This is a genomic window from Mycobacterium sp. NGS48, from assembly GCF_059812585.1.
In genome coordinates this window covers 1-24,391 of sequence record NZ_JCALCY010000014.1, presented here as the reverse complement: position 1 = coordinate 24,391, position 24,391 = coordinate 1, and the positions used below count along the sequence as shown (strand labels likewise).

21 protein-coding genes are annotated in these 24,391 nt (G+C 65.5%); 12 read left to right on the top strand and 9 right to left on the bottom strand.

The features are described 5' to 3' along the window. Nucleotides 1-38 precede the first annotated feature (38 nt). Nucleotides 39-1,163, top strand: a complete 1,125-nt coding sequence (locus tag AC5Y42_RS19420) for an adenylate/guanylate cyclase domain-containing protein (protein WP_499900200.1) — start codon at nucleotides 39-41, stop codon at nucleotides 1,161-1,163. A gap of 304 nt (nucleotides 1,164-1,467) precedes the next feature. Next, the gene (abmR, locus tag AC5Y42_RS19415) at nucleotides 1,468-2,028 is read left to right on the top strand and encodes an ATP-binding transcription factor AbmR (protein ID WP_499900199.1); all 561 of its coding nucleotides are present in this window, start codon (nucleotides 1,468-1,470) and stop codon (nucleotides 2,026-2,028) included. A gap of 14 nt (nucleotides 2,029-2,042) precedes the next feature. Here the strand turns inward: abmR and AC5Y42_RS19410 are convergent, their stop codons facing one another. Together AC5Y42_RS19410 and AC5Y42_RS19405 are read right to left on the bottom strand one after the other, a co-directional pair. Next, nucleotides 2,043-3,953 (bottom strand): ABC transporter ATP-binding protein, encoded by a 1,911-nt coding sequence (locus AC5Y42_RS19410; RefSeq protein WP_499900198.1) that lies wholly within the window; start codon nucleotides 3,951-3,953, stop codon nucleotides 2,043-2,045. Next, nucleotides 3,950-5,704, bottom strand: a complete 1,755-nt coding sequence (locus tag AC5Y42_RS19405; RefSeq protein WP_499900197.1) for an ABC transporter ATP-binding protein — start codon at nucleotides 5,702-5,704, stop codon at nucleotides 3,950-3,952. The genes AC5Y42_RS19410 and AC5Y42_RS19405 overlap by 4 nt, the downstream gene beginning before the upstream one ends. A gap of 173 nt (nucleotides 5,705-5,877) precedes the next feature. On the opposite strand from AC5Y42_RS19405, the gene AC5Y42_RS19400 reads away from it, so the two are divergent. After that, entirely contained in the window at nucleotides 5,878-6,426 is a 549-nt protein-coding gene (locus AC5Y42_RS19400; RefSeq protein ID WP_499900263.1) for a DUF3558 domain-containing protein, read from the top strand. 8 nt (nucleotides 6,427-6,434) lie between these two features. Next, on the top strand, nucleotides 6,435-6,980 hold the full coding sequence (locus AC5Y42_RS19395; protein ID WP_499900196.1) for a DUF3558 domain-containing protein: 546 nt from the start codon (nucleotides 6,435-6,437) through the stop codon (nucleotides 6,978-6,980). A 6-nt stretch (nucleotides 6,981-6,986) separates the two neighbouring features. On the opposite strand, the gene AC5Y42_RS19390 is transcribed toward AC5Y42_RS19395, so the two are convergent. Both AC5Y42_RS19390 and AC5Y42_RS19385 read right to left on the bottom strand, forming a co-directional pair. Beyond that, a complete protein-coding gene (locus tag AC5Y42_RS19390) occupies nucleotides 6,987-7,355 on the bottom strand; it encodes a hypothetical protein (protein ID WP_499900195.1) in 369 nt (122 codons plus the stop codon). 152 nt (nucleotides 7,356-7,507) lie between these two features. After that, complete coding sequence (locus AC5Y42_RS19385; protein ID WP_499900194.1) at nucleotides 7,508-8,014, bottom strand: SixA phosphatase family protein; 507 nt, start codon at nucleotides 8,012-8,014, stop codon at nucleotides 7,508-7,510. 127 nt (nucleotides 8,015-8,141) lie between these two features. On the opposite strand from AC5Y42_RS19385, the gene AC5Y42_RS19380 reads away from it, so the two are divergent. From AC5Y42_RS19380 to AC5Y42_RS19370, 3 genes are read left to right on the top strand one after another with little or no spacing between them, the layout of a single operon-like run. Further along, on the top strand, nucleotides 8,142-9,293 hold the full coding sequence (locus tag AC5Y42_RS19380; RefSeq protein ID WP_499900193.1) for a metallophosphoesterase family protein: 1,152 nt from the start codon (nucleotides 8,142-8,144) through the stop codon (nucleotides 9,291-9,293). Next, nucleotides 9,290-11,908: an AAA family ATPase gene (locus AC5Y42_RS19375; RefSeq protein ID WP_499900192.1), complete on the top strand. Its 2,619-nt coding sequence runs from the start codon at nucleotides 9,290-9,292 to the stop codon at nucleotides 11,906-11,908. Before AC5Y42_RS19380 ends, AC5Y42_RS19375 begins: the two co-directional genes overlap by 4 nt. Nucleotides 11,909-11,951: 43 nt before the next feature. Beyond that, the gene (locus tag AC5Y42_RS19370; protein WP_499900191.1) at nucleotides 11,952-13,535 is read left to right on the top strand and encodes a GMC family oxidoreductase; all 1,584 of its coding nucleotides are present in this window, start codon (nucleotides 11,952-11,954) and stop codon (nucleotides 13,533-13,535) included. A gap of 82 nt (nucleotides 13,536-13,617) precedes the next feature. On the opposite strand, the gene AC5Y42_RS19365 is transcribed toward AC5Y42_RS19370, so the two are convergent. Genes AC5Y42_RS19365 through AC5Y42_RS19350 form a run of 4 tightly spaced genes read right to left on the bottom strand, consistent with a single transcriptional unit; the run spans nucleotide 13,618 to nucleotide 19,040 of the window. Further along, the gene (locus AC5Y42_RS19365; RefSeq protein ID WP_499900190.1) at nucleotides 13,618-15,297 is read right to left on the bottom strand and encodes an ABC transporter family substrate-binding protein; all 1,680 of its coding nucleotides are present in this window, start codon (nucleotides 15,295-15,297) and stop codon (nucleotides 13,618-13,620) included. Next, nucleotides 15,287-17,131: a dipeptide ABC transporter ATP-binding protein gene (locus AC5Y42_RS19360; RefSeq protein WP_499900189.1), complete on the bottom strand. Its 1,845-nt coding sequence runs from the start codon at nucleotides 17,129-17,131 to the stop codon at nucleotides 15,287-15,289. The genes AC5Y42_RS19365 and AC5Y42_RS19360 overlap by 11 nt, the downstream gene beginning before the upstream one ends. Further along, nucleotides 17,128-18,036, bottom strand: coding sequence for an ABC transporter permease (locus AC5Y42_RS19355; RefSeq protein WP_499900262.1), 909 nt, complete (start codon nucleotides 18,034-18,036; stop codon nucleotides 17,128-17,130). The genes AC5Y42_RS19360 and AC5Y42_RS19355 overlap by 4 nt, the downstream gene beginning before the upstream one ends. A 26-nt stretch (nucleotides 18,037-18,062) precedes the next feature. After that, on the bottom strand, nucleotides 18,063-19,040 hold the full coding sequence (locus AC5Y42_RS19350) for an ABC transporter permease (protein ID WP_499900188.1): 978 nt from the start codon (nucleotides 19,038-19,040) through the stop codon (nucleotides 18,063-18,065). Between the two features lie 167 nt (nucleotides 19,041-19,207). Here AC5Y42_RS19350 and AC5Y42_RS19345 point away from each other — a divergent pair, with 167 nt between their 5' ends. From AC5Y42_RS19345 to AC5Y42_RS19325, 5 genes are all read left to right on the top strand, one after another. Then, nucleotides 19,208-19,699: a beta-class carbonic anhydrase gene (locus tag AC5Y42_RS19345; protein ID WP_499900187.1), complete on the top strand. Its 492-nt coding sequence runs from the start codon at nucleotides 19,208-19,210 to the stop codon at nucleotides 19,697-19,699. 133 nt (nucleotides 19,700-19,832) lie between these two features. Then, a complete protein-coding gene (gene cysD / locus AC5Y42_RS19340; protein ID WP_499900186.1) occupies nucleotides 19,833-20,789 on the top strand; it encodes a sulfate adenylyltransferase subunit CysD in 957 nt (318 codons plus the stop codon). Further along, nucleotides 20,789-22,633, top strand: coding sequence for an adenylyl-sulfate kinase (gene cysC / locus AC5Y42_RS19335; protein WP_499900185.1), 1,845 nt, complete (start codon nucleotides 20,789-20,791; stop codon nucleotides 22,631-22,633). The genes cysD and cysC overlap by 1 nt, the downstream gene beginning before the upstream one ends. Next, on the top strand, nucleotides 22,630-23,358 hold the full coding sequence (locus tag AC5Y42_RS19330; protein WP_499900184.1) for a 3'(2'),5'-bisphosphate nucleotidase CysQ: 729 nt from the start codon (nucleotides 22,630-22,632) through the stop codon (nucleotides 23,356-23,358). The genes cysC and AC5Y42_RS19330 overlap by 4 nt, the downstream gene beginning before the upstream one ends. Before the next feature lie 27 nt (nucleotides 23,359-23,385). Continuing rightward, nucleotides 23,386-23,868 carry an Rrf2 family transcriptional regulator gene (locus AC5Y42_RS19325; RefSeq protein ID WP_499900183.1) on the top strand — a complete coding sequence of 161 codons (483 nt, stop codon included), beginning with the start codon at nucleotides 23,386-23,388 and terminating at the stop codon, nucleotides 23,866-23,868. Between the two features lie 75 nt (nucleotides 23,869-23,943). Here the strand turns inward: AC5Y42_RS19325 and AC5Y42_RS19320 are convergent, their stop codons facing one another. Continuing rightward, nucleotides 23,944-24,336: a VOC family protein gene (locus AC5Y42_RS19320; RefSeq protein WP_499900182.1), complete on the bottom strand. Its 393-nt coding sequence runs from the start codon at nucleotides 24,334-24,336 to the stop codon at nucleotides 23,944-23,946. Nucleotides 24,337-24,391: the final 55 nt, after the last annotated feature.

Here is a 24,391-nt window from a genome sequence, read left to right as displayed (position 1 = left end):
CTCACATGATGGCCTGCCGGCGAGATACCTTGGCCACTGTGTCCGATCCCAACATCGAGCCGCTGCTCGACGGCCTTGACGGCACCGCGCGCAGCGAGCGCGCGGAGCTGATCGAGTGGCTGCTCGACCAGGGGATCACCGTCGACGAGATCAGGACCGCCGATCCGCCCATGCTGCTGGCGTCGCGCCGAGTCGTCGGCGACGACGGCGTCTACGTCTCGACGCGGGAAATCAGCGAACGCTACGGCATCGACCTTGATCTGTTACAGCGCGTGCAACGTGCCATCGGGTTGGCCAGGGTCGAGGATCCCGACGCGGCTGTGCACATGCGGGCCGACGCTGAGGCCGCCGCCCATGTGCAACGGTTCCTCGAGACCGGGCTGGATCCAGACCACCTGGTACAAGTCGTTCGGGTGCTCGCCGAGGGGCTTTCGCATGCCGCCGAGGTGATGCGCTACACCGCGCTTGCGGCCATCCTGCGACCCGGCGCCACCGAACTGGAGATCGCCAAGGGATCTGAGGCGCTGGTCAGCCAGATCGCCCCGTTGCTGGGTCCGTGGATCGAGGACATGCTGTTCATGCATCTACGCCACCAGATGGAAACCGAAGCCGTCAACTCCAGTGAACGTGCAGCAGGTCGTGCGTTGCCGGGCGCCCGAGACGTCACGATCGCATTCGCCGATCTCGTTGGCTTCACCCGGCTGGGGGAGGCGGTCCCACCCGAGGATTTGGAGCAGCTCGCCAACCGGCTGGCCGATCTCGCTCGTGACATGGCCGTGCCGCCGGTGCGGTTCGTCAAGACCATCGGCGACGCGGTGATGCTCGTCTGCCCGGATCCGGTTCCGCTGCTGGACGCGGTGCTGAAGCTGGTCGAGGTCACCGACACCGACGAGGGCCTGCCCCGGCTGCGTGCCGGTGTCGCCTGCGGGCAGGCGGTGAGCCGGGCCGGTGACTGGTTCGGGAGCCCGGTGAATACCGCGAGCCGAGTGACCGGGGTGGCGCGCGCTGGTGCCGTCCTGGTCGCCGAGTCGGTGCAGACCGCGGTCGGCGATGGCAACGGTTTCAGCTGGTCATTCGCCGGGGCACGCCACCTCAAAGGCATCAAGGGCGAAGTAAAGCTGTATCGCGCCCGGCGCGGCGACGGCGTTGATGACGGGGCGTAGCGCCTCGGTCACCAGACCACATGAGGCAGGCCCGGAGGGCACTGGGGTTGCGTCTCTCTTATGCCGCGCGGCCGGCTCTGTCACCCCTTACGCCGGCACTTCGGATTAGCCACTTCCGGACCTGCTTCGCCCTTAAAGCTACAACTCTCGAGGCGCCATATCAACGGTTTTTGCCCATCGGCATCGGCCTTCCGACCGGTTCTGACGCGGGCCTTTCGGGTGACGCCTGAGGTGCGCAACCGCGGACGTTCGCCGGCAGTGAAACGCCCTTCCGCCATTTCTGTAACGGTGTAATCATGTAAGTATGCGACATCATCATGTACACGGGCGGCGCTACGGCCGCCCCGGCGGCTGGCAGCAGGCCAACCAACCGGACGCCGGCGACGCCGCGGACTGGTTCGCCGGACGGCTGCCCGAAGGCTGGTTCGACGGCGATCCCGCCGTCATCGTCGACCGCGAAGAAATCACGGTCATTGGCAGACTGCCCGCGGCGTCCGATACGCAAGAAAGCGAAGCGCGTTCCTCCGGCCGCGTCTCGCGGTTCCGCGAAGACACCCGCGCGGAGCGCATGAACATCGCCGACGAGGCGCAGGATCGCTACGGCCGCAAGGTTTCCTGGGGCGTGGAGCTTGCCGGCGAGCGGATCCTGTTCACCCACGTCGCGGTTCCGGTCATGACCCGGCTCAAGCAACCGGAGCGCCAGGTGCTCGACACCCTGGTCGACGCCGGGGTGGCCCGGTCCCGATCGGATGCGCTGGCGTGGGCGGTCAAGCTGGTCGGTGAGCACACCGAGGACTGGCTGGCCAAGCTGCGTGACGCTATGTCGGCGGTCGACGACCTCCGCGCAGAAGGTCCCGAGCTCTAGCGTTGCGATCGCCGCTAGGCCTGCGTCATCTCGTAGTAGGCACCCCGGCGCGCCACCAGCTCGGCGTGGCTGCCGCGCTCGATGATCTTGCCCGACTCCATCACCAGGATGACGTCGGCATCGCGGATCGTCGAAAGCCGATGAGCAATAAGGAAACTCGTCCGGCCACGGCGAAGCTCGCGCATGGCATGCTGGACCAGCAGCTCGGTGCGAGTGTCCACCGAACTGGTCGCCTCGTCGAGGATCAGCAGTTGCGGACGGGCCAGGAAAGCACGCGCGATGGTGATCAACTGTTTCTCGCCGGCGCTGATATTGCCGCCGTCGTCGCTGACGCGGGTCTGGTAGCCGTTCGGCAGCGTGTGCACGAACCGATCCACATAGGCCGCTTTGGCGGCTTCGATCACCTCGTCCTCGGTGGCGCCCGGCCGGCCATAGGCGATGTTCTCGGCGATCGTCCCGCCGAACAGCCAGGTGTCCTGCAGCACCATGCCGATACGGGATCGCAGCGAATGCCGGCTCACCGAGGCGATGTCGACACCGTCGATCAGGATCCGGCCCGAGTCCACGTCGTAGAAACGCATCAACAGATTCACCAACGTGGTCTTGCCTACCCCGGTCGCCCCGACGATCGCCACGGTGCTGCCGGGTTCCGCCACGAGCGACAGGTCATCGATCACTGGTGTTCCCGGGCGGTAGGCGAAGCTCACATGCTCGAATTTCACTCGCCCGGTGGGGCTTTGGCCATTAAGTGACGGCAGCTCGGCGGAAAGGTCAGGTGATTCTTCGGGTTCGTCGAGCAGGTCGAATACCCGCTCGGCACTGGCCACTCCGGACTGCAGAGTGTTGTACATCGCGGCCACCTGGGTTAGCGGCCAGTTGAATTGACGCACGTATTGGATGAACGCCTGGATGCTGCCCACGGTGATCTGGCCGGTCGCCACCTGTAGCCCGCCGATCACCGCCACCGCGACATAACTCAGGTTGCCGATGAGCATCGTGGCCGGTGACACCAGACCAGAGAAGAACTGGGCGCCGAAACTGGTCTGGTACACGTCGTCGTTGAGACGGCAGAACTGGTCCTCGGCCTCGGCCCGGTGGCCGAATGTCTTGACCAGTGTGAAGCCGCTGTAGGTCTCCTCGATGTGAGCGTTGAGCCGCCCGGTGTTGGCCCACTGGGCGACGAACAGCCGCTGCGAGCGGCGGGTGATCGCCCGGGTGGCCAGCAGTGACAGCGGCACGGTCAGCAGGATGATCCCGGTCAGCAGCGGCGAGATTGTCAGCATCATCACCAGCACCGTCGTGATGGTCAGCACCGCGCTCAACAACTGGGTGATCGTCATCGACAGCGAAGTCTGCACGTTGTCGATGTCGTTGGTGACCCGGCTGAGCACCTCACCGCGCTGCCGCCCGTCGAAGTACGCCAGCGGCAACCGGTGGACCTTCGCCTCGACGTCGGAGCGCAGCGCCCGCAGCGTGCGCTGCACCGTGACGTTGAGCAGTCGCGCTTGAGCCCAAATCATCACGCCCGCAACGAGGTACAAGGCCAGCGCCAGCGCCAGGGTGCGGGCCACAGCGGAGAAGTTCACCCCTTGACCCGGCACCACATTCATCCCGGACAGCAGATCGGCGAAGGTATTGTTGCCACGCGCCCGGGCCGCCGCGACGGCCTCTGCCTTGCTCAGACCGGCCGGCAACTGTCGGCCGATCACGCCGTTGAACAGCAGATCAGTCGCGTGACCCAGTATTCGCGGAACCACTACTCCTATCGCGGTGCCGCAGACTCCCAGCGCGATGACCGCCGACGCCAACCCGCGTTGCGGCGCCAGGCGTTTCACCAGCCGGATGGCTGAAGTCCAGAAGTCGCGGGACCGCTCCGTCGGCGCCTGCACCACACCGCGCATCGGCCGGTTCATTGCGGCGGTCATCGGGTATCTCCCACTCCGGCCGACATCGACTGCGACTCCGCGAAGTCCGCATAGGCCGCGCAGTCGGCCAGTAGCGATCCATGCGTGCCGGTGCCGACTACCCGTCCGTCGTCGACGACGATTACCTGATCGGCCTGGGTGACAGTGGAGATACGTTGCGCGACGACGATCACCGTTGCGTCCGCGGCAATCTCGCGTAACGACGCGCGCACCCGTACGTCGGTGTGCACGTCGAGGGCCGAGAACGCGTCGTCGAACAGGTAGATGGCCGGCCGGCGAATCACCGCGCGAGCGATCGCCAGCCGCTGCCGTTGCCCGCCGGAAAAGTTGATGCCGCCCTGCGCAACCCGCATCGCCAAGCCGTCATCGTGCGCCCGCACGAATCCATCGGCGGCGGCTACCCGCAGCGCTTCCCACATCTGTTCGTCAGTGACGACCTGTCCTGGGGTCGCGCCCAGCCGCAGATTGTCGGCGACGGTGCCGGAGAACAGATAGCCGCGCTGCGGCACCAGGCCGATGCCTGCCCACAGCTGTTCGATGTCGCGGTCACGCACGTCGACACCGTCGACCCGAACGCAGCCGGTGGTGACGTCGTAGAGGCGGCAGATCAGCGATACCAGCGTCGACTTGCCGGAGCCGGTGCTGCCGACAATGGCGGTCGTGGTGCCCGGTGTCGCGGTCAACGAGATATCCTGCAGCACCGGACGATCCGCACCCGGATAGCAGAACGTTGCCCGGTCGAGCTGCACCACGCCGCGCAGATCTGCCGGTGGTCGGGCGGGATTCGACGGGTTGCTGATTGCCGGACGGGTTCCCAACACCTCAGTGATCCGTTCCGCACACACCGAGGCTCGCGGCAATGCCATCACCAGCGTCGTCGCCATCAGTACCGACATCAGGATCTGGGTGAAATACGCCAGAAAGGCGATCAGCGAGCCGACCTGCATCTGGCCCTGGTCGATACGCAGGCCGCCGAACCAGATCAGCGCGACGCTGGAACAGTTGATGGTCAGCGTTGTTAGCGGCATCATCAGCGCTTGCCAGTTTCCGGCGGCCAGCGCTGTGTTCGACAAGGCGAGGTTGGCCCCGTCGAATCGGTGACGTTCGAACGGCTCCCGCGCGAATGCCCGGACCACCCGCACACCGGAAAGCTGCTCGCGCATCACCCGGTTGATGTTGTCGAGCAGCTTTTGCATGCTGCGGAAGATCGGCAGCATGTGCGACACGATCCAGTAGTTCGACACGGCTAAGACTGGAACGCTGACCAGCAGCAACCATGACAGCCCGGCGTCTTGATGAATGGCCATGAAGATTCCGCCGATGCACATGATGGGTGCGGTGATCAGCACCGTGCAGCTCATCTGCACCAGGAACTGGATCTGGCGGACGTCGTTGGTGGTCCGGGTCAGCAGCGACGGCGCACCGAACCGGGCCGTCTCGTGGTCAGAGAACGTGGTGACGTGATGGAACATCGCCGAGCGCAGATCGCGCCCGAACCCCATTCCGGTACGGGAGCCGAAGTAGACCGCACCGATCGCGCACACCGCTTGCAGTCCGGTGACTGCCAGCATCACCGCGCCCAACCGAACGATGACGCCGGTGTCGCCCTTGGTGACGCCGTCGTCGATGATCGATGCGTTCAACGTCGGCAGATACAGCGACGCCAACGTGCTGATCAGTTGCAACGTCATCACCGCCGCGACCAGCCATCGGTACGGCCGGACGTACTGGCGCAGCAGTGCCAGAAGCATGTGGTAACTGTCCCACATCCGATAACGCGACTCGGGACGACCGCCGGTTGGATCGGTGCATGGTTCGCACCCGTGATGGGATCACAAAGTCCAGGTCAGCGCGCGTGTCGGTGGTTGACCACCGGCGCTGCCGCTACAGTGCATCGTGTGATCAGCAGAAGGTGCGCGTAGTGGTGCGACGCAATGTGGCAGCGCTGACCCTGGCGGTAGCGACTTTGATCCCGACGGTGGCCGCATGTTCCGATTCCAACTCCGACCAGCCGCAGTCGAGCGATACCTCGCGGCCGGCCTCCGCGCAGGGACATCACGGCCCGTTCTTCCCGCAATGTGGTGGTATCAGCGACGAGACGGTTGGGCAGCTGACCGAGATGAGCGGACTGATCAATACCGCCCAGAACTCGGTGGGCTGCCAGTGGCTGGCGGGCGGCGGCATCCTCGGCCCACACTTCTCCTTCTCCTGGTATCGCGGCAGCCCGATCGGGCGGGAACGCAAAACCGAGGAGTTGTCGCGGTCGAGCGTCGAGGACATCAACATCAATGGCCATGGCGGTTTCATCGCTATCGGCAGCGAGCCGACGTTGGGTGACTCTTTGTGCGAGATCGGAATCCAGTTCCAGGACGACTTCATCGAATGGTCGGTCAGCTTCAACCAGAAGCCTTTTCCCGACCCGTGCAACGTCGCCAAAGAGCTGACGCGACAATCGATTGCGAACTCGAAATGAGTCGGTCGGTGCGGCACCATCTCCTTGTCACTGCGGCGGTTGTGCTCGCCGCGCTGGCTGTACTGACCGGTTGCACCAGGTCGGTGGGTGGCACCGCGGTCAAGGCGGGCTCGGGCGATGTCCAGCGCAACAACAATTCCGAACAGCAGTACCCGAACCTGCTCAAGGAATGTGAGGTGCTGACCACCGACCTCCTCGCCAAGACCGTCGGCGCCGACCCGCTCGATATCCAGAGCACTTTCGTCGGTGCGATCTGCCGTTGGCAGGCGGCCAACCCGGCCGGCCTGATCGACATCACCCGGTTCTGGTTCGAGCAGGGCAGTCTCGACAACGAGCGCAAGGTCGCCGAGGGGTTGAAGTACCAGATCGAAACCCGGTCGATCAACGGTGTGCCATCGATCGTGATGCGGCCCAACGACCCGAACGGTTCATGCGGTGTGGCCAGCGACGCTGCCGGCGTCGTGGGGTGGTGGGTCAACCCGCAGGCGCCCGGTATCGACGCGTGTGCGCAGGCGATCAAGCTCATGGAGCTGACGCTGTCGACAAATTCCTGACGGGAGCTACTCGTCACCAGAGGTTGGACCGGCACCGGGATCGTCGGGCTCGTCGTCGCCGATTATCGGCGGCGAGTCCGGCGAGTTGCCGAACACCTCCACCTGCATCGGGAGCGGGTCGAAGTCGTCGAGGATCGGCACCTGGCCGATGCCGCCGCCCGTCTCCGATCCGCCCAGAGCCTCGCTTCCCGGAGCGAGAACTTCGTGGTCGGCACTGATAGTGCTGGGATTGAAAAACACTGATTCATTGGTGGTGAGTTCGGTCGAGGGCGTCTGCACTTCGGGTAAGGACGGCCTCACCGGGTTGGCGATGACGATGCCGGCACCGATGAGCAGGACGGTCGCCACCGCATACGGGCGGACGACTGATTCCATGACCATGTCCTCTGACGGCAGTCGCTACTCAGCGTTGAGGCGCGTTCTCGGGCGATGCTCGGCTTATCGGAGACTAGCTGAGATAAACCTGAGGGACGTGCGTATTCGTTAATGTTCTCCTTATCGACGAACATCGGCGGGTGCCACTCGCCTCAGCGGGGCACATGAAAGTCGATCAGCGCGGCGCCGCCGGGCGCGAGATCCTTCCACGAACCGACGACCTGCAGCGCCGCGATGCCCGACGTCGGGAACTTCGTCGTGACCGCGTCGACAGCCGCCGCATTGGTGCCCTCGGCGCCGGCCAGGATGACCGTCGCGGCAGACATCGTTGGCTCGTGCCCGACAACGAGCAGCGTGGCGATCTCGTCGTCGATCGCGTTGATTTCCTCGATCACCGTCCCGGGGCTGGCGCCGTAGAGCCGCTCGACGAATTGCACCGGCGCATCGACGGCCGTTCGCGCCAGCGTTTGCCGGGCACGGGTGGCGGTCGAGCACAACACGGCGTCGACGGCGGGCAGCTGGGCTCGCAGCCAATCACCGGCCAGCGCCGCCTCCCTTTCGCCGCGCGGCGCCAGCGGCCGGTCGTGGTCGGCTACCTCATTGGGGTACGCCGATTTCGCATGCCGCAGCAGCATCAGCATGTGGTGTCGACCAGTCACCCGACCAACGATAAGGCACCGCGCCGCTACTGAACTCAGACCTGCCGATCGGCCTCCCCACACTTGTCGGGGCCCGGTCCTACACTCGCGATGCCTGATCACGAAGGGCAGAGGGGACGGGGTCGACATGCGGTTCTTACACACTGCCGACTGGCAGCTCGGCATGACCCGTCACTTCCTTGCCGGGGAAGCCCAGCCCCGATACTCGGCAGCGCGGCGCGACGTAGTGGTCGGCCTCGGCGCGCTGGCCGCCGAGGCCAACGCCGAGTTCGTCGTTGTCGCCGGCGACGTCTTCGAACACAACCAGCTCGCCCCGCAGGTCGTCAGCCAGTCCCTGGAAGCCATGCGCGCCATCGGTATTCCGGTCTACCTGTTGCCGGGCAACCATGACCCACTGGATGCGGCATCGGTTTACACCAGCGCACTTTTCACCGCCGAATGTCCAGACAACGTGGTCGTCCTGGACCGGGCCGGAATTCATGACGTGCGCCCGGGTCTGCAGATCGTGGCCGCCCCGTGGCGGTCGAAAGCACCCACCACCGACCTGACCGGCGAGGTGCTCGAGCCGCTGCCGGCCGACGGCGTCACCCGGGTGCTCGTTGCGCACGGCGGCCTGGATGTGCTCGACCCGGATCCCGGAAAGCCATCCTTGATTCGGCTGGCCGGGGTCGACGACGCGCTGGCCCGCGGCGCCATCCACTACGTCGCATTGGGTGACAAGCATTCGGTCACCGACGTGGGCAGCAGCGGTCGGGTCTGGTATTCCGGGTCGCCGGAAGTCACCAACTTCGACGACATCGAACCGCGACCGGGACACGTACTGGTCGTCGACATCGACGAAGCGGACCCGCAGCGTCCGGTCACCGTCGACGCCCGCCGGGTCGGCCGGTGGCGGTTTCTCACCCTGCGCCACCAACTCGACAACAACCGCGACATCGTCGATCTGGACCTCAACCTCGACCAGATCGGCGACAAGGACCGCACGGTGATCCGACTGGCCCTGGAGGGTTCGTTGACCGTCACCGACCGCGCTGCCCTGGATGCCTGCCTGGACCGATATTCGCGGTTGTTCGCCTGGCTGGGCTGCTGGGATCGTCACACCGATTTGGCGGTGATCCCGGGCGACGGCGAGTTCGACGACCTCGGGATCGGGGGATTTGCCGCGGCGGCCGTCGAGGAATTGGTCGCGACGGCACGTGCGGGCGATGCCCAAGCCGCCGAGGATGCCCAGGCGGCGCTGGCGCTGCTGCTACGGCTCGCGGACCGAGGTGCGGCATGAAGTTGCATCGGCTGGTCCTGACCAATTACCGCGGCATTGGCCACCGCGAAGTCGACTTTCCGGACCATGGCGTGGTCGTGGTGTGCGGCGCCAACGAGGTCGGCAAGTCGTCGATGATCGAGGCGCTGGATCTGCTGCTGGAATCCAAGGACCGCTCGACGAAGAAAGACGTCAAGCAGGTCAAGCCCACCCACGCCGACGTCGGCGCCGAGATCACCGCCGAGATCAGCACCGGCCCTTACCGTTTCGTCTATCACAAGCGCTTCCACAAAAGGCCCGAGACGCAGTTGACGGTGCTGGCGCCCCGCCGCGAACAGCTGACCGGTGACGAGGCGCACGAGCGGGTGCGGGCCATGCTGGCCGAGACAGTCGACACCGAATTGTGGCAGGCCCAGCGAGTGCTGCAGGCAGCCTCGACGGCGGCGGTCGACCTGTCCGGCTGTGACGCGTTGTCCCGGGCGCTCGACCTTGCCGCGGGCGACGCGGTCACGCTGTCAGGCACCGAACCGGTGCTCGTCGAACGGATCGACACCGAATACGCCCGCTACTTCACCGCGACCGGTCGGCCGACGGGGGAGTGGGCGGCCGCGATGTCCGCGCTGCGCGGAGCCGAGGAGGAAGTAGACCAATGCACGGCCGCGGTCGCCGAGATCGACGACCGCCTGCATCGGCATGCCGCCCTGACCGCGGAGTTGGCAGACGTGTCGCAGCAGCAGCAAGCCGCGGGCGAGCGGCACATCGCGGCTCAAGCCGCGGCAGACCACATCGACCGGCTCACCGAACAGTTGCGGGAAGCCGAGCTGATCGCTGCGGCCGCGGCCGCCACCAGCACCGCGTCGGCGGCCGCCCACAGCGAACGGGTGCGGTTGGGCAACGAAACCGGCACGCGCACCGCAACGATCGCTGCGCTGGAAGCCGAGGTGCACGAAGCCGCCGATGCGGAGTCGACGGCTGTTGAGGTCGTCGCGGCCGCTGACTCCGCTGTCGAACAGGCCGAGCAGGCCCTGGCGGCTGCCCAGCAGCGGGCCGGCTCGGCCCGGCGGATCGTCGACGAGCTGTCCCGCCGCGCCGAAGCCGAGCGGTTGGCGGCCCGGCTGGCCAAGGTCGACGCCGCCCAGCGCGAACATGACCAGATCTGCGGCGAGTTGGCCGCGATCGCGCTGAGCGACGAGACGATGCAGCGCATCGAGCAAGCCGCTGCCGCCGTCGACCGGGCCGACGGGCAACTCACCTTGATTTCGACGAGAGTGGAATTCACTGCAGCCGCCGACCTCGACCTCTCCGTCGATGAGCAACGGGTGTCGCTGACCGCCGGTCAGAGCTGGTCGCTGACAGCCAGTGCCGCAACCGAGGTCGAGCTGCCCGGCGTCGTGACGCTACGGTTCAGCCCGGCAATAACCGCAGCCGAGGTCCAGGCCACCTACGCTGCGGCACAAGACGAACTGGCAGCTGTACTGGCTGCGGGGCAGGTCACCGACCTCGCAGCCGCGCGGAACACCGACCAGCGTCGCCGCGAGTTGCAGCACAGCCGTGACCGGCTCGCTGCCATTCTGGTCGGGCTGTGCGGCGAGGACCAGATCGACCAGCTGCGCTCGCAATTGGCGCAACTGCGAGCCGATCAACCCGATCCCGTCGGCGCTGCGATGGATAGTGCGGCGGCCCGTGCCGACCTCGAGGCGGCCGACGCGTCCAGCACGCAAGCTACTAAAGACTGCGAAACACATCGACGAGTCGCGGCGGCAGCGCGCCATAAGCTCACCGAGATCACCACGCAGGCAACTGTTCTGCGTGACAAGCTGGCCTCCCAACGCGCGGAGCTGACTGCGGTCGCCGACCGGCTGGACCAGCAACGGGCATCCTGCGCCGACGACGATCTGGCGGCTACCGCCACTGCCGATCAATGCGCGACGCAAGCAGCGCAGCAACGGGTCGCCGAGCTGTTCGAGCAGCTGGCCGCGGCCTCGCCCGACGCGGTGGCGGCCGAGTTGGCCGACGCCACCGAAGGGGCCGAAGCACTGCGGACCCGCCTTGACGAGGCGGATCGCGCGCTACGCGAGATCACGGTCGAACTCACGGTATTCGGCACCGAAGGGCGTCAGGGCAAGCTTGACGCCGCCGAAATCAAGCGCGAACACGCCCACAGCGAGTACACCCGGGTAGGCCGGCGAGCCCGTGCTGCACAGCTGTTGCGGTCGGTGATGGTGCGTCACCGCGACACCACGCGGCTGCGCTATGTCGAGCCGTTCCGCGTCGAGTTGGAGCGGCTCGGCCGGCCGGTGTTCGGTCAGAGTTTCGAGGTCGACGTCGACAGCGCCTTGTGCATCCGTAGCCGCACCCTCGACGGGTGCACGGTGCCCTACGAGTCGCTGTCGGGCGGGGCCAAAGAACAGCTCGGAATTCTGGCGCGATTGGCCGGAGCGGCACTGGTGGCCAAGGAGGACACCGTCCCAGTGCTCATCGACGACGCGCTCGGGTTCACCGACCCGGCGCGGCTGGCGAAGATGGGCGAGGTCTTCGACACCCTGGGGGCTGACGGACAGGTGATCGTGCTGACCTGCACTCCCGACCGCTACGACGGCGTCAAGGGCGCGCACCGTATCGAATTGAGCGCTTAACGCTCGCGCTGGCCCTAAACTCCCCGGAAAGAGGGGTGTTTATATGGATGCCGACTACGTGATCGTCGGAACCGGCTCGGCGGGGTCGGTGCTCGCCAACCGGCTCAGCGCCGATCCAGCGACCACGGTGCTGGCTTTGGAGGCGGGACCGCCGGACAAAAACAGGTTCATCCGTATCCCCGCGGCGTTCTCCAAGCTATACCGCAGCGAAGTGGACTGGGATTACCTGACCGAGCCACAGAAAGAGCTGGGCGGTCGCGAAATATATTGGCCGCGAGGCAAAGTACTCGGCGGCTCGTCGTCGATGAACGCGATGATGTGGGTGCGCGGTTTCCAGGCCGACTACGACGAGTGGGCCGACCGCGCCGGGCCGGAGTGGGGCTACGCCGAGGCGCTGGGCTACTTCCGTCGCATCGAGAACGTCACCGCGGCGTGGCCATTCGTCAGCGGTGACGACAGCGGCGTGACCGGTCCGCAGCATGTGTCGCCGCAGCGCAGCTCGCGTCCGTTGACGGCAGCGTGGCTGGCGGCGGCACGCGAATGCGGATTCGGTGCGGCGCGCCCGAATTCCGCTGAGCCGGAGGGCTTCTGCCAGACCGTCGTCACTCAGCGTAAGGGCAGTCGATGCAGTAGCGTCGACGCGTATCTCAAGCCGGCGATGAGGCGCAAGAACCTGCGGGTGCTCACCGAGGCCACCGCGACCCGTGTCGTCATCGAGGCTGGCCGCGCTGTCGGTGTCGAATTCGAACAGGACGGCCAACGACGTGTCGCGCACGCACGCCGGGAGGTGGTGCTGTGCGGCGGTGCCATCAACAGCCCCCAGTTGCTGATGCTCTCCGGCATCGGCCCCCGCGACCACCTCGATGACCACGGCATCGACACCGTGTGCCATGCGCCCGAAGTCGGGCAGAACCTGTGCGACCACCTGGTCACGCCGCTGGGGTTCGAGGTGGCCGAGGACAGCCTGTTCGCTGCCGAGAAGCCCAAACAGCTGATCAACTATCTGCTCCGCCACCGGGGCATGCTCACCTCCAACGTCGGTGAGGCATATGGCTTTGTCCGCAGCCGGCCCGAGTTGGCCCTGCCCGACCTCGAGTTGATCTTCGCTCCCGCACCGTTTTACGACGAGGGCCTGTTACCCGCACCGCCCGGGCACGGCGTCGTGTTCGGACCGATCCTGGTCAAACCGGAAAGCCGCGGGCAAATCCTGCTGCGGTCGGCCGATCCACACGCCAAGCCGACCATCGAGCCGCGGTACCTGTCCGACCCCGCCGGTGCGGACCGCGCCGCCATGATGGCCGGCCTGCGAATCTGCGCGCAGATCGCCGAAGCCTCAGCGCTGAAGGGCCTCCTCGGCCCGATCGCGCGACCGCGCAATGCCACCGAACTCAACGAGGACACCCTCGAGGAGGCGCTCGAGACCTGTTCGCACACCCTGTATCACCCGGTCGGCACCTGCCGGATGGGCGGCGACGACACCAGCGTGGTGGACCCGCAACTGCGGGTCCGCGGCGTCGGCGCGCTCCGGGTTGCCGACGCATCGGTGATGCCGAGCATCATCCGCGGGCATACTCACGCGCCGTCGATTCTGATCGGGGAGAAGGCGGCGGACTTGATCCGCGGTTAGTCATCGCGCCCAGTGACCAGTTATGACACGCTTTTTCACTGGACACGTGTAACAAGTGGCCACTGGGCCGCGCCAGAACGGGTCAGCGCGTGAAACCGATCGCGGTGTACACCACGTCGGCCAGCCCGGGCGCGCCGTAGTTGGCCAGATCGCTGCGCACCGCGATGTCGCCGGGGGACTGGAACAGCGGCAGGCTGAAGCCTTCCTGCCAGATCATTGCGTCTACCTGGTTGGCCAGCGCGAGTGCCTTATCCTGGTTCAACTCAGACAGCGTTTCGTCGATCTTGTCGTCGATGTCCCGATTGCCGATCCGGCCGAAATTGCTGTCACCGTCCGACTTGTATATCTGGGGCAGCGCAGACATCGGGAAAGCGTTGCCCACCCAGCCGAATTGAACGATATCGAAGTCGCCGACGCTCACGTACTGATTGAAGAATCCGGTGCCCGGTTTGACGTCGAGCACTAGTTTGACGCCTATTTGTGCCAGGTTCTGCTGAGCGACCAGAGCGATCTGGCGAGCAGCTGGCGAGTCGTAAAACACATCCCGGATGACCAGCGGCTTGCCGTCCCTTTCGCGCACTGTTCCGTTGAGCTTCCAGCCCAGCGCATCGAGGTCATGACGCGCCTGGTCGGGATCGTAAGCCGCTGGGGCGCTGTTGTTTTGGTAACCAACCTGGCCGACGACGAAAATGTGGTTGTCCAGCGGCACCGGATGGTTGGTCAAGCCGTGCTGGACGACATCGACGATGGCCTGGCGGTCGATGCCTTTGCAGATCGCCAGCCGCAGCTTTTCTTCAGCCACAATGGATCCCGGTGCGCCGTTGAACGTGAAGTGATACCAGGTCGGCGCCGGGGCACGCCGGATCGCGATTCCCGGGGTGCGCTGAGCGGTGACCATGTCGTCGAGGGTGCCCAGGCCGGCGGCATCGATCGCGTTGTTTTGTAGGGCGGGGATGACGGCGGTGGAGTCGAGCACCAAAAATGTGATGGAGTTCAGCCGCGGCTTGGCGCCCCACCAACTCGGATTGCGGGTCAGCACAATGCGCTGCGCGGTCCGGTCAATGGTGGACACGATGAACGGCCCCGCCGACGGGCCGGGGGCGTCAAGTTGGCCGTTGTTGAAGACATCGGGATCCGAGGTCATGCTGCGGGGTTGCATGCCGCCGGCGAACATGCCGCGCCACTCCGCGTACGGCTTGGCGAACGTAATGACCGCCTGGCGGTCGTCGACGCCTCTGGTCACCGACTTCACCTGTTCGAACCCGGCTCTGCTGGCGATTAAGTACCGCTTGTCGCGGCCGCTGCACGCCTCGACCTGTGATTTGAGGTCTTCCCAGGTGAGCGGAGTGCCGTCGCTCCACACCGCTTTCGGATTGATCGTGTAAGTGACGACCTGCGGGTCGGTGCCGGTCAACTCGACACTGGTGAAGTAATCGGTGTTGAGTTTCAGCGAACCGTCGGCCTGGGTGATAAACGCGCCGGGCAGTGTCGGCGAGACGATCGAACCGACGTCGGCCGTGTTGCCGTCGATGTGCAATTCGTTGAAGTTCGGCGGGAAGGACGTCAGGGCGAGTCGCAGATCGCCGCCGTCGCGCAGCGTCGCGGGGTCTCGGGGATTGATGTCGCTGGTGGTGCCGACCCGGGCCGCGTGCACCTCCGGCAGATCCCGATAACCGCCCGAGCATCCGGTGGTGATCAAACAAATCATCAGCACCAGCAGCGCAAGCCGGCGGACGATCACCCGGTCGATCCTAACGAGCATCGGGATGCGTCCGGGGGACCGCGGCCAGCAGTTGCCGGGTGTACTCGTGTCGGGGGTTGGCGAACATTTGGTCGCCGTCGCCCTGCTCGACGATCATTCCCCGATGCATCACCGCCACCCGATGAGCCAGATGCTTGACCACCGAAAGGTCATGCGAGACAAACAAATAGGACAGCCCAAACTGCCGCTGCAAATCCAGCAGCAGGTTGATGATGCCAGCCTGAATCGACACGTCAAGCGCCGACACCGGCTCGTCGAGCACCAGGATCTTCGGTTGCAGGGCCAGCGCCCGCGCGATACCAATGCGCTGCTTCTGTCCACCGGAGAACTCGGCGGGATAGCGGCTCGCGTCGGCGCGGTCCAGCCCGACGGTTGCCAGCAGCTCGGCGACCCGTTCCTCGCTCCGGCCCCGGTCGAACCCGTTGGCGGCCAACGGCTCGGCAATGACATCGAATACCGGTAGCCGAGGATCCAGGGCGGCCACCGGGTCCTGGAACACCACTTGCAGCTCGGTCCGCAGCTTGCGTCGGGCGGCCGGGTCGAGGACCGCGACGTCGGTGCCGAGAACCTCGATGCGACCGGCCTGCGGTGCGGTGAGCTCGAGAATCTGCGACAGCGTCGTCGATTTACCGGAACCGGATTCGCCGACAATGCCCAACGTGCGACCCTGTTCCAAGGTGAAACTGACGCCAGAGACGGCGCGTACCTCACCGGCCTGCCTACGCAAAATCACACCCTTGGTCAGCCGGTAGGTCTTGGCAAGGTCGGTGACCCGCAATATCGTCGGCGGCTCAGCGACAGCGGTATCGATGGACGCCGGCTGCGTTGAGACGTCATAGATTTCAGCGGCACTGCGCCCCGCGACGTCGCCGGTGCGGATGCACGCCGCCCAGTGGCTGTCGGCGATGGTGACGAGATCTGGTTCGGCCGCGCTACATTCGTCAACGGCCAGCGGACAACGCGGGACGAATGGGCAGGCGTCGGGCAACAGCGACGTCATCGTCGGCGGTGCGCCCGGGATAGGAATCAACCGGGTGCCCTGCGGGGCGTCCAGTCGGGGCACCGAACCCAGCAGCCCGACCGTGTAGGGCATCCGTCGGTCACGGTAAAGCTCATCGACACTGGCAATTTCGACCGGACGGCCGGCATACATGACCAGGGCCCGGTCGGCAAACTCGGATACCACCCCCAGGTCATGGGTGATGATCAGCACGCCGGCGCCGGTGACGTCGCGCGCGGTTCTGAGCACGTCGAGGATCTGCGCCTGCACGGTGACGTCCAGCGCGGTAGTCGGTTCGTCGCAGATCAGCAGATCTGGATTGTTGGCGATCGCGATGGCGATGACTACCCGCTGGCGCTCGCCGCCGGACAGCTCGTGCGGGAAAGCCCGTGCGCGGCGGTGCGGTTGGGCGACACCGACCAGCTCGAGCAGTTCGACGGCACGTTTGCGGGCACCCGCTCGGCTGATTTTGCGGGTATGCACCTTGATGGCTTCGGCGATCTGGTCGCCGACGGTGTAGACGGGCGTCAACGCCGACATCGGGTCTTGAAACACAGTGCCGATCATCTTGCCGCGGATCCGAGACATGGCGTGGTCAGGCATCCCAAGCAGCTCTTCGCCCTGCAATTGCACCGACCCGGACACCTCGGCGTAGTCGGGCAGCAAGCCGACGACGGCCATCGCGGCGGTGGTTTTGCCACAACCGGATTCGCCGATGATGGCGACCACTTCACCCGGATCGATGTGGTAACTCGTGCCGCGCACCGCGGGCACGTTGACGTCCGCGGTTTCGAAGGTGACGTTGAGGTTGTTCACCTCCAGCAGCGTGCTCATTTCACGCGCCGCTTCTTGCGGCGTGACGATCCGCTGCCCGGATCCAGTGCGTCGCGTAGGCCGTCGCCGGCAACGTTGGCGCACAACACGGTCAGCACCAGCGCTCCGGCCGGGAACAAAAAGACCCACGGGAACGTGGTGGCCGAAGGAGTGCCGTCCGCGATAAGCGTGCCCAACGACACGTCGGGTGGTTGAACACCGAATCCAAGGAAGCTCAAACCGGTCTCGGCCAAAATCGCGAATCCGACGTTGAGTGTCGCGTCGATGATCAGGATCGAGGCGACGTTCGGCACGATATGACGGATGATGATGCGTCGGCTCGGCACCCCCATATACCGGGCGGCACGCACGAATTCGCGTTCCCGGAGACTCATCGTCAACCCGCGCACCATCCGCGAGCTGACCATCCAGCCGAACACGGCGAGCAACACGACGAGCCACAGAATGCTGCCCGACTGTTTGGTGCGCGGTGTGACGATAGCGATCAAGATGAACGCCGGCACCACCAGCAGCAGGTCCACCAGCCACATCAGCACGCGATCGCGCCAGCCGCCGAAGTAACCGGCCACCGATCCGACGGCCGCGGCAATGCTGGTCGAGATCGCCGCCACACAGAAACCGATCAGCATCGACTTCTGCATACCGCGCAACGTCCTGGCCAGCAGGTCTTGACCTAACGCATTGGTGCCGAACCAGTGCTGCAGTGACGGTGGCTGCAGCAGCGCCTGGTAGTCGAGAGCGGTGTAGCCGTAGGGGAGCAGCGACGGCAGCGTGTAGCAGCCGACGAACAGCAGCGCCAGCAGAATCAATGCCGCCACCGCAGGCTTGTTGCGGACGAACCGGCGCGCCACCAGGTTTCGCCGCGAGGTGAAGGCAGCCTGGTGGATACCGGAGCGGACCGGCATGGATTCGGCGTCGGCCTCTTGGGTCGTCATGACACCCGCACCCTGGGGTCCAGCACCGCATAGAACACGTCTGACAACAGCCCGGCCAGCAGAATCGCCGCGCCGGTAAACGTCGTGATCGCGACCACGACGTTGGTGTCTTGCGTCGAAATCCCTTGTATCACCCAGTCGCCCATGCCGTGCCAGCCGAAAATCTTCTCGACGAACACCGCGCCGACGACCAGGCCACTGATTCCATAGGCGAACAACGTGGCCATCGGAATCAGCGCGGTGCGCAGGCCGTGTTTGAACAGCGCACGCCGGCGGGTCAGGCCCTTGGCGCGCGCGGTCCGGATGAAATCCTCGCTCAGCACGTCGAGCATCGCGTTGCGCTGGTAGCGGCTGAAGCTGGCGATTGCGCCCAGGGCCAGCGTGAGGGTGGGCAACACGATGTGCTGCACCCGGTCGACGAACTGGTCCCACACCCCGCCGGACGGAATCGGGGACGTCTCACCGGTGTACAGGAAGATCCGCAACCCGGTGACCATGTTCACCCGCAACCCGATCAGAATCAGCAGGCTGGCCATCACGAACGACGGGATGCTCAGGACGAGGAACGACACCACGGTGATCACCCGGTCGCTCAGCCGGTACTGACGGACCGCCCCCCAGGCTCCCACCACGACCCCGATCACCGTCCCCAGCACCGAACCGATCACCACCAGCCGCAGGCTGACCCCGATCCGTCGCCCCAGCTCCGCCGAGACCGGGTGACCGGTCACCGTGGTGCCGAAGTCACCGCGCACCGCGCCGGAAATCCAATGCGCGTACCGGATCGGTACCGGTTTGTCCAGGCCGAGTTGAACCGCTTTGGCGTGGATGGCCTCCGGTGGCGGCTGCGGGTGGCGCTGGATGAAACTCTCCAGCGGGTGAAACGTCACCGAGGTCAGGGAGAACGCCAAGAACGTCGCCAGCACCAGCAGCACGATGTAGTTCAGCAATCGACGCGCCAGAAAGCGGATCATGCCCGCCGGCCTCGCCCGTGTCGCATGGGCACAGGGTAAGAGATGAGCTTGCCAGTTCATGCGAACGGATGCGATCCGCGTGATTTGTACCGGTGACTACCAGCTACCGACTAATTAAAATCGGCCACTTGAATGCTCGATCCAGCAAACAAATCAAGGAGATTGGCGTGACGGTTACTGATGACTACCTGGCTCACAACGCCGAATACGCAAATTCCTTCAACGGGCCGCTGCCGATGCCGCCAAGCAAACACGTAGCAATCGTCGCGTGTATGGACGCACGACTGGACGTTTATCGCATGCTCGGGATCGAGGAGGGCGAGGCGCACGTCATTCGCAATGCCGGCGGCGTGGTCACCGACGATGCGATCCGCTCCCTGGCGATCAGCCAGCGGTTGCTGGGCACCCGCGAAATCATCCTGATTCACCACACCGACTGCGGGATGCTCACCTTCACCGACGACGATTTCAAACGCGCCATTGCCGACGAGACCGGTATCAGACCGTCCTGGGCCGCCGAGGCGTTCCCCGACTCGGCCGAAGACGTTCGGCAGTCATTACGTCGCGTCGAGTCCAGCCCATTCGTCACCAAGCACGAGTCGCTGCGCGGCTTCGTCTTCGACGTCGCCACCGGCAAGCTCAACGAGGTCACCGTCTAGGCGCGAACGAGGGCGCCGACCTGGCTCGCGCGGCAGTTGATTGACAAGCCGCGGTCACCGCTGGTTTTATACGTGGTAAAGCTCAGAAAGATGGCCAATCCAGCCTACTTTACCCAGAATCATGCGGGGGCCCATGACCAGCCATGTGACCGCCGGCCCAGCGGCCGGACACGATGATCGCCGCCCGGTTCCCGGGCAATACGAGCTCAGCCATCTGCGTTTGCTGGAGGCCGAGGCCATCCACATTATTCGCGAGGTGGCCGCCGAGTTCGAACGTCCGGTTCTGTTGTTTTCCGGCGGCAAAGACTCCATTGTCATGCTGCATCTGGCGCTCAAGGCGTTCCGCCCAGGCCGGCTGCCGTTCCCAGTGATGCACGTGGACACCGGGCACAACTTCGACGAGGTCATCGCCACCCGTGACGAGCTGGTCGCGCAGACAGGCGTGCGACTGGTGGTGGCGTCGGTGCAAGACGACATCGATGCGGGGCGGGTCGTCGAGACCATCCCGTCGCGCAACCCCATTCAGACGGTGACCCTGCTGCGTGCGATCCGGGAGAACCGCTTCGACGCGGCGTTCGGCGGCGCGCGGCGCGACGAGGAGAAGGCCCGGGCCAAAGAGCGGGTGTTCAGTTTCCGTGACGAATTCGGCCAGTGGGACCCCAAGGCCCAGCGCCCGGAGCTGTGGAACCTCTACAACGGGCGACACCACAAGGGTGAGCACATCCGGGTGTTCCCGCTGTCGAACTGGACCGAGTTCGACATCTGGTCCTACATCGGCGCCGAGAAGGTGATGTTGCCGTCGATCTACTTCGCCCACCGACGTCAGGTCTTCGAGCGCGACGGAATGCTGCTGGCCGTCCACCGGCACATGCAGCCGCGCGCCGAGGAAGAGGTGTTCGAGACGACGGTGCGATTCCGCACCGTCGGCGACGTCACCTGTACCGGCTGCGTGGAATCGACCGCATCCACCGTGGCCGAGGTCATCGCCGAGACCGCGGTGTCACGACTGACCGAACGCGGCGCCACCCGGGCCGACGACCGCATCTCCGAGTCGGGTATGGAAGACCGCAAACGGCAGGGGTACTTCTGATGGCGACACTGCTTCGCATCGCCACGGCGGGCTCTGTCGATGACGGCAAGTCCACGCTGATCGGGCGGCTGCTGTATGACTCCAAGGCCGTCATGGAAGACCAGTGGGCATCGGTGGAGCGCACTTCCAAAGAGCGCGGCCACGACTACACCGACCTGGCGCTGGTCACCGACGGTCTGCGCGCCGAGCGCGAGCAGGGCATCACGATCGACGTGGCCTACCGCTACTTCGCAACGCCCAAGCGGAAATTCATCATCGCGGACACGCCCGGCCACATCCAGTACACCCGCAACATGGTGACCGGCGCATCCACCGCGCAGTTGGCGATCGTGCTGGTCGACGCCCGCCACGGCCTGCTGGAGCAATCCCGTCGGCACACCTTCCTGGCGTCGCTGTTGGGCATCCAGCACATTGTGCTCGCGGTCAACAAGATGGACTTGATCGGCTGGGATCAGAAAGTTTTCGAGGCGATTCGCGACGAGTTCCACGCCTTCACCACGCGTCTTGACGTGCATGACGTAACCACCATTCCGATGTCGGCGCTGCACGGCGACAATGTGGTGACCAAGTCCGACCAGACGCCGTGGTACGACGGGCCGGCGCTGTTGTCGCACCTCGAGGAGGTCTATATCGCCGGCGACCGCAACATGGTCGACGTGCGGTTCCCGGTCCAGTACGTGATCCGGCCCCAGACTCGCGAGCATCAAGACCACCGCAGCTACGCCGGCACCGTGGCCAGTGGGGTCATGCGTCCCGGCGACGAAGTGACGGTGCTGCCGACCGGCAAAACCAGTCGCATCACGGCGATCGAAGGGGCGACCGGACCGGTGGAGGAAGCCTTTCCGCCGATGGCGGTTTCGGTGAGCCTCGCCGACGACATCGACATATCCCGCGGCGACATGATCGCCCGGCCCACCAACCAGCCCAGGGTGGCTCAGGAGTTCGACGCGACGGTGTGCTGGATGGCCGATTCCGCGGCCCTGGAGCCCGGCCGCGACTACATCATCAAACACACCACCCGCACCACTCGGGTGCGGGTCACCGAGCTGGACTACCGGCTCGATGTCAACACCCTGCACCGCGACAAGTCCGCAACAGCGTTGCAGCTCAACGAGCTTGGCCGCATCTCACTGCGCACCCAGGTGCCGCTGCTGCTCGACGAATACAGCCGTAACGCCAGCACCGGATCATTCATCCTCATCGATCCGGCCACCAATGGCACTGTGGCGGCGGGCATGGTGCTGCGCGACGTCTCGGCCCGCACCTCGAGCCCGAACACGGTGCAGCACAAGTCGCTGGTGACCGCCGAGGACCGGATGGCGCGGGGTCGCACCGTGTGGTTTACCGGTCTGTCGGGGTCGGGCAAGTCGTCAGTGGCCATGCTGGTCGAGCGCAAACTACTCGAACAAGACGTGCCTGCTTATGTTCTCGACGGTGACAATTTGCGGCACGGCCTGAACGCCGATCTGGGTTTTTCCATGGCCGACCGGGCCGAGAATCTGCGTCGGCTGGCGCACGTGGCGGCCTTGCTCGCCGATTCGGGCCACACCGTGCTGGTACCGGCGATCAGCCCACTTGTCGAGCACCGCGAACTGGCCCGACAGGTCCACGTCGAGGCCGGCCTCGAATTCCTCGAGGTGTTCTGTGACACGCCGCTGGAGGACTGCGAGAAACGGGACCCCAAGAACCTTTACGCCAAGGCGCGCGCCGGATTGATCACGCATTTCACCGGTATCGACAGCCCTTATCAGCGGCCGAAGAAGCCGGATCTGCGGCTCGCGTCGGACCACAGCCTCGAGGAGTTGGCGCAGCAAGTCATCGACCTGCTCGAGCCCGGCGCGTGAACGATCACGAGGTGGCCGCGCAACTAGCCGGCCAGGCCGGTGAGCTGCTGCTTGCCGTGCGAGACGAGCTGTCCCAAGCGACGGAGGGCGAGCGAAAGGCCGCGGGGGACAAGCGCTCCCACGATTTCTTGATGGATGCTCTGGCGCGTGCGCGGCCTGACGATGCGGTGCTTTCCGAAGAAGGCGCCGACAATCCGGTGCGGTTGCAAGCCCGCCGGGTGTGGATCGTCGACCCATTGGACGGCACCCGGGAGTTCTCTGAGCTCGGCCGCGATGACTGGGCAGTTCATGTCGCACTGTGGGAATCCGGGGAAATCGTTGCCGGGGCGGTCGCGCTGCCCGCGCAAGGTGCCACGCTGGCCACACCTGACGTCGCGTTCCCACCGGCATACTCCGGTCCGCCGCGAATCGTGGTATCCCGCACCCGGCCGCCGGCGATTGCCCTGCAGGTCCGCGACCACCTCGACGGCACCCTGGTGGCGATGGGATCGGCCGGGGCCAAGGTGGCCGCCGTCGTGCAGGGTGTGGCCGATGTCTACGTCCACGCCGGCGGGCAATACGAATGGGATTCCGCAGCACCTGTCGCGGTGGCCCGGGCGGCCGGGCTGCACACCTCGCGGATCGACGGGACACCACTGGAGTACAACCGTGCCGATCCGTTGTTGCCCGACCTGGTGGTATGCCGTCCCGAATACGCCGAGGCCGTGCTGGCTGCGACCGGCTAACCGCAGAGCAGTGGCAGAATCCACAGCATGCGGATGTCGGCCAAGGCGGAATACGCGGTGCGCGCGATGGTGCAGTTAGCAACGGTCGATGACGGCGCACTGGTCAAGACCGACGAGCTGGCCCAAGCGCAGGGCATTCCCTCGCAGTTTCTCGTCGACATTCTGTCCGACCTGCGCACCGATCGCCTGGTCCGCAGCCACCGCGGCCGCGACGGCGGCTATGAATTGGCGCGCCCCGGCACCGAAATCAGCATCGGCGACGTGTTGCGCTGCATCGACGGGCCGCTGGCCAGCGTCCGCGACATTGGGCTCGGCGATCTGCCCTATTCCGGTCCGACCGCCGCGCTCACCGACGTCTGGCGGGCGTTGCGGGCCAGCATGCGCTCGGTGCTGGAGGAAACGACGGTGGCCGACGTGGCGTCGAGCAACCTGCCCAAACACGTCGCGCAGCTTGCCGATGACTATCGGGACCAGGAAAGCCAGCGCCACGGTCCACGCTCGGCCGGCTAACCGCGCGAGCGCGCGTGTCCCCGGTCGACACGCCGCATTAATAACCGGGTTTGTGCACGCTCGCGCACCTGGCGATTAGTTTTGGCCCGAACCGTACGGCCGAGTGATGATCTCCAGAAAATGGCCGCTGGGGTCTCGGAAGTACACGCCGCGACCGCCGTCGTTGTGGTTGATCTCGCCCGGGCGCTGGCCTCGGGGATCCGCCCAGTGCTGCAGCCCCCGCGACTGGATTTTGCCGTAGATCGCGTCGAAGTCGTCTTCGGAAACCAGGAACGCGTAGTGCTGTGGATGGATCTCCGCACCGTCCGGCGCCTCGGAGTAGTCGAGGTCGGCGCCGTGCTCGAGTCGGACGCTCAAAAAGTGGCCGAACGGCACCGGATCCGGCAGGCCGAACAATTCGGTGAGAAACGTCGCCGACTCCCGCTTGTCGCGAGCCGCGACGATGGTGTGGTTGAAAGCAATCGGCATTGTGCTTGCCAGTCAACCACTCTGTCCCGTTCCGCGCGAACGTGCGTGTCTCCGC

Excerpts from the sequence above, each read along its gene's own strand:
- abmR (WP_499900199.1), top strand. The coding sequence starts at position 1,468 with ATGCGACATCATCATGTACACGGGCGGCGCTACGGCCGCCCCGGCGGC.
- AC5Y42_RS19410 (WP_499900198.1), bottom strand. The coding sequence starts at position 3,953 with ATGACCGCCGCAATGAACCGGCCGATGCGCGGTGTGGTGCAGGCGCCG.
- AC5Y42_RS19405 (WP_499900197.1), bottom strand. The coding sequence starts at position 5,704 with ATGCTTCTGGCACTGCTGCGCCAGTACGTCCGGCCGTACCGATGGCTG.
- AC5Y42_RS19390 (WP_499900195.1), bottom strand. The coding sequence starts at position 7,355 with ATGGAATCAGTCGTCCGCCCGTATGCGGTGGCGACCGTCCTGCTCATC.
- AC5Y42_RS19380 (WP_499900193.1), top strand. The coding sequence starts at position 8,142 with ATGCGGTTCTTACACACTGCCGACTGGCAGCTCGGCATGACCCGTCAC.
- AC5Y42_RS19375 (WP_499900192.1), top strand. The coding sequence starts at position 9,290 with ATGAAGTTGCATCGGCTGGTCCTGACCAATTACCGCGGCATTGGCCAC.
- AC5Y42_RS19370 (WP_499900191.1), top strand. The coding sequence starts at position 11,952 with ATGGATGCCGACTACGTGATCGTCGGAACCGGCTCGGCGGGGTCGGTG.
- AC5Y42_RS19365 (WP_499900190.1), bottom strand. The coding sequence starts at position 15,297 with ATGCTCGTTAGGATCGACCGGGTGATCGTCCGCCGGCTTGCGCTGCTG.
- AC5Y42_RS19360 (WP_499900189.1), bottom strand. The coding sequence starts at position 17,131 with ATGAGCACGCTGCTGGAGGTGAACAACCTCAACGTCACCTTCGAAACC.
- AC5Y42_RS19355 (WP_499900262.1), bottom strand. The coding sequence starts at position 18,036 with ATGCCGGTCCGCTCCGGTATCCACCAGGCTGCCTTCACCTCGCGGCGA.
- AC5Y42_RS19350 (WP_499900188.1), bottom strand. The coding sequence starts at position 19,040 with ATGATCCGCTTTCTGGCGCGTCGATTGCTGAACTACATCGTGCTGCTG.
- cysD (WP_499900186.1), top strand. The coding sequence starts at position 19,833 with ATGACCAGCCATGTGACCGCCGGCCCAGCGGCCGGACACGATGATCGC.
- cysC (WP_499900185.1), top strand. The coding sequence starts at position 20,789 with ATGGCGACACTGCTTCGCATCGCCACGGCGGGCTCTGTCGATGACGGC.
- AC5Y42_RS19325 (WP_499900183.1), top strand. The coding sequence starts at position 23,386 with ATGCGGATGTCGGCCAAGGCGGAATACGCGGTGCGCGCGATGGTGCAG.
- AC5Y42_RS19320 (WP_499900182.1), bottom strand. The coding sequence starts at position 24,336 with ATGCCGATTGCTTTCAACCACACCATCGTCGCGGCTCGCGACAAGCGG.